The sequence below is a fragment of the Frankia sp. Hr75.2 genome (genome assembly GCF_949319125.1).
GTDB lineage: Bacteria > Actinomycetota > Actinomycetes > Frankiales > Frankiaceae > Parafrankia > Parafrankia soli.
This window is the reverse complement of sequence record NZ_CASGGV010000097.1, coordinates 1-3819: the sequence shown is the minus strand read 5'-3', so window position 1 is coordinate 3819 and position 3819 is coordinate 1. Positions and strand designations below refer to the sequence as shown.

Annotated in this window: 3 protein-coding genes and 1 pseudogene; all 4 read left to right on the top strand. The window is 68.9% G+C overall.

The genetic code is table 11. The annotated features are described in order from the left end of the window. Nucleotides 1-544, top strand: a pseudogene (locus AC559T_RS08900) (hypothetical protein); the annotation flags it as partial. A gap of 2 nt (nucleotides 545-546) precedes the next feature. After that, nucleotides 547-1119: a GNAT family N-acetyltransferase gene (locus tag AC559T_RS08895; RefSeq protein WP_498868411.1), complete on the top strand. Its 573-nt coding sequence runs from the start codon at nucleotides 547-549 to the stop codon at nucleotides 1117-1119. A gap of 174 nt (nucleotides 1120-1293) precedes the next feature. Beyond that, nucleotides 1294-2292, top strand: coding sequence for a phosphotransferase family protein (locus AC559T_RS08890; RefSeq protein ID WP_498868410.1), 999 nt, complete (start codon nucleotides 1294-1296; stop codon nucleotides 2290-2292). Nucleotides 2293-3181: 889 nt separating this feature from the next. Next, the coding region (locus AC559T_RS08885; protein WP_498868409.1) for a replication-relaxation family protein at nucleotides 3182-3819 on the top strand (638 nt) is incomplete at its 3' end.

Below are 3819 nucleotides of genomic sequence, written 5' to 3'. Positions count from 1 at the left end.
GAAGACCGCCGTCGTGGCGGACAACCCGTACACCCGCGCCCGGATCGCCAGCTACGAGGCACGAGCCCTCGGCGCGCTCGGCGACACGGAGGGCACCCGGGCGACGCTGAACCGGATGCGAGCCTCGGTCACGGACCTGCCGCTGCAGCCCGGCATCAGCCCGTTCGGCCCGGCCGCCGCCGAGATGATGTACGCCGGGGTCCTCACCCGTATCGGTGGTGGCGTCGAGGCGGAACCGATCGCCCGCGCCGCGCTCGCCGCCTACGAAGGCGGCCAGGCGGTCGGCTTCGAGGACTACGGCCACGCGCTGCTCGCGCTCGCGGCCAGCCTCACCGCCCGGGAACAGCCCGAGATCGACGAAGCCGCGGCCGTGGCGGGCAAGGTCGTGGACATGCTGGACACCCGGCCGACCGCCTCGGTCTCCGACCGGGTCGCCGAGATCGCCACGGCGTTCACCGGCCACCCCACCGTCGGACCCGTGCGCGACTTCTGGGACCGCTGGCAGGCACGCCCCCGCCTCGAACTCACCACAGGCCAGGCGTGACCATGACCCTCCACTATGGAACCCCGTCCGTCTTCACCATCCCCACCGTGCTCACCGAACGGCTGGTGCTGCGCGGCTGGAAAGCCGCCGACCTCGACCCGTACGCGGCGATGAACGCGGACCCGGCGACCATGCGCTACCTGGACGGCACGTTCGACCGGGGCGGCACCGAGCGGCTGGTCACCCATCTGATCGGCATGTGGGCGATCCGCGGGCATGGCATGTGGGCGGTCGAGGACCGGGGCAGCGGGGAGTTCCTCGGCCGGGCCGGTACCTACTTCGCCCAAGGCTGGCCCGGCGTGGAGGTCGCGGTATCGATCCGTCGGGACCGGTGGGGCCAGGGCCTGGGCACCGAGGCGATCACGGCGGCGCTCGACTTCGGGTTCGCCCACCTCGACGTCGACGAAATGATCACCGCCACGCACCAGGAGAACGCGGGCATGAACATGATAGCCCGTAAGCTCGGGATGACTTTCCGTGAGATCGCCGACGTCGGCCCGTGGAAGGCGAACAACGTCCACGCGATCAGCCGGGCCGCCTGGACTAGCGGCCGACCCGGCGAGGCCAAAAACTAGTCGTTTCGTATCCAAGCCTCGTCACGGTCGAGGTGCGTGGCGCGGATAGCTACTTCGAAGCCCGCCTCATCGCCCCCGGCACCGCTCCGTCTGCGGTCCGCGGATCTGGCTGATTGACACCGTGAACACCAACAGATCGGGCAGGCACACAAGGGTGAGGAGGTAGTGGAGGCGATGGCTGAGGCTCGCGGTGAGGGCGGCCCGCCGGTTGCCGACCGGTCGCTGAGCCGCACAGGTAGGCGCCGAATCCTGTGGCAGGAACTACCACCTGAGGTTCGCCGCGGTATTGAGTCATGTCTGGGTGCGCCGGTGATCGGGGCGGTGAGCCAGCCTGGAGGGTTCTCCGAGGGGCTCGCGTCACTGCTGGCTCTGGCGGACGGTCGTCGGGTCTTCGCGAAGGCAGCCAGCCGTGTGGGAGCGTCCGCAGTTGCCGAGTTCCACCTCCGCGAAATCGCGATCACTGCCCGTCTGCCAGCGGCGGCCCCGGTGCCTCGGCTCTTGGACTCCTACGACGACGGCGTGTGGGTCGCCGGCATCTACGCCGAGATCCAGGGCCGGCTTCCCAGCCGGCCGTGGCGGCACGGCGAGCTGAATCGCGTCCTCGACGCCCTGAGCGCGCTGAGCGCCGACCTCACCCCGGCGCCGGTCGACCCGGCCCTCCTGGCTGCGCCGCGGCTCGGTGGGTGGCGGGCGCTGGCGCAGAGCGCTGGGGCCGTGGCACACCTTGCCGCGATCATGGCCTGGGCCGCTGACCGCCTCGACGACCTGGTCATGTTGGAGGCGGATGCGGACCGGGTCCTGGCAGGCCGGACGCTCCTGCATGGTGACCTGTATGGGTTCAACGTCCTCCTAGGCGCCGACGGCGTATCCGTTGTCGACTGGCCGCACGCCTGGATCGGCGCTCCCTTCTGCGATGTCGTGACGCTGCTGTCGAGCGCGTTGGTCGACGGCATTCACCCCGAGCCCTACGCCCGCGACCACCCGCTGATCAAGGACGTCGACCCCCGTCACGTCGACGTCCTGTTGGCCGCGCACTCCGGTTTCCTCCTCCGCCTGGTCACGACGGCGGGCCCATCAGTCGACCCCAGCCTGATCGAGATGGCTTCCGCGCTCGGCGTGGCTTCGCTGCGATGGCTACAGGAGCGCGGCCTTGGTTCGAAGGCCCGTCGGTAGCCACGGGCGGTTGCGGTCGTCGGGGGGGGGCGTGCAGTTCATGGCCATGGCGATCGTGACGCGGGTCCCACTGCTGATCCTTTGCTACTGATGTTCGTTTGCGTGAGCAGAAGCGCATGTTCGCCAATTAAATCCAATTATGTCTGAGACATCCTTTATGTCGATCGGAGGGGGTTGCAAGTCTTTGACCTGCGGGAACCGGCGCCGACGGTGACGTTTCCCGGGCTTTCGTGGTCTCCCGTAGAGGTGAAATGAGGGGCGTGGGTGGGCTTGTCCAGTTCCGGTGGGTGGAGCTACGGTCGTGTCCGCCCCCTTGACCACCGGGCACCGGCCCGCCAACGGGTGGCCGGTTCGGTGGGAGACGGGGCGCTGGTAGCAGCGAGGTGCTGGGACTCGTTTCCGTCGGCGGTCCACTGGACCGGTGACGGAGCGTGAAGCTCGGCGGGTGTCGCTGCGCGTCGGGTGGCCTGCGAGCCGCGCCCGGGAGCTGTTTTCCCGGGCGCGGGGGACGCGGGTCCGCAGCCGGGTGCCACCTGTGTGGCGTCGTGCCGGAAAGGAGGGACGACAGAGATGGCGTCCATTCTCCGTCCGCGGACCTTCCCGAAAATCGCCTTCTAACCAATCACGCCGGTCGGCCAGTGCACCGCGGCAACCCCTCATAGTGGGTCCGGGTGGCGGTCCGCTTGGGTGACCGTGTCTGGGACCGGATGGCCCGCCGAGTTATGAGACGGCGGGCCAGCCGGATAGCCGGCGCGTGCGTTGACGCAGGTGAGCGCGGCTGGGTGGGTTCGCGGATGGATCCAGACTCGACCGTCCTGGAGCAGGTATTCCCACGACTTCGACTCGCGGGCGGGGCCGGCCGGTAGGGCCGCTGGCGCTCCTGCAGGGTTTGACCGACAGAGATCTCTACCTACTGGATGTGCTGGCGGCGCATCGTGTCCTGACCGCGGAGCAGGTGGCCGCGTTGCTGTATCCCTCGGTGGATCGGGCGCAGCGTCGGCTGCTGGCGTTGACGCGCCGAGGAGCGTTGGAGCGGTTCCGAGCGCGGGTGTATCCCGGGTCGCAGGCGTGGCGCTACACGCTGAGCTATCCAGCGGTGCAGCTCCTCGCTGCGGTGCGGGCGGACCGGCCGGTGTCCCAGTCGGCGCACACTCTCGCGGTGCTCCGCTTGGCGCGCAGCAGCACGCTCGAGCACCTGCTGGGCGTGAACGGATTGTTCACCAGTCTCGCCCGGGAGGCGGCTGCCCGTCCGGTTACCCGGTTGGCGAGCTGGTACTCGGAACCCGCCGTTACGAACGTGATCAGGTGGGATCATCGTGTCTCGGCAGCGATCCGTCCGGATGGGTACGGCCAGTGGATCGAGGGCTCGCGGGAGACGACGTTCTTCGTCGAGTATGACCGGGGCACCGAGTCACTGGAACGGCTGGGCCGCAAGATCACCGACTATGCGACCTACTACCCGGGCATGACCGTGCTGTTCCACCTGCATTCCGCGCTCCGTGAGACGCACTTTCACCACAAGCTCAT